Origin of the sequence: Candidatus Thiosymbion oneisti (genome assembly GCF_900092655.1) — a bacterium.
Taxonomy (GTDB): domain Bacteria; phylum Pseudomonadota; class Gammaproteobacteria; order Chromatiales; family Chromatiaceae; genus Thiosymbion; species Thiosymbion oneisti.
This window is the reverse complement of record NZ_FLUY01000161.1, coordinates 1-305: the sequence shown is the minus strand read 5'-3', so window position 1 is coordinate 305 and position 305 is coordinate 1. Positions and strand designations below refer to the sequence as shown.

1 pseudogene is annotated in these 305 nt (G+C 59.7%); it reads right to left on the bottom strand.

The features are described from left to right. A pseudogene (locus BQ17_RS21245) lies at nucleotides 1-305 on the bottom strand (transposase); the annotation flags it as partial.

Here is a 305-nt window from a genome sequence, read left to right as displayed (position 1 = left end):
AACGCCTGGCTCTTGAAACGGCCCTCCCAAAAACGCCCCTTCACCCCATCCTCCGCATTGGCCCGGCGGGCGATGTGTTCGTTGAGGGTACGCATGAACCAGGACAAATCGTGTAACCGCTCCCGATAGACCGCGGCAAGTTCCTCAACCTTAGCAATCTCCGTCTGGGTCATTTTCGCTCGCGACTCAGAGAGATACCGCGTCACCAGTAGCGGCCCGGTGAAGAGCGCCGTCCAGCGTTTCAGGACCTCCTCTATCGACCACTCCGAGGCCCGTTCCCGGTCGATGCGTACCACGATGTGATA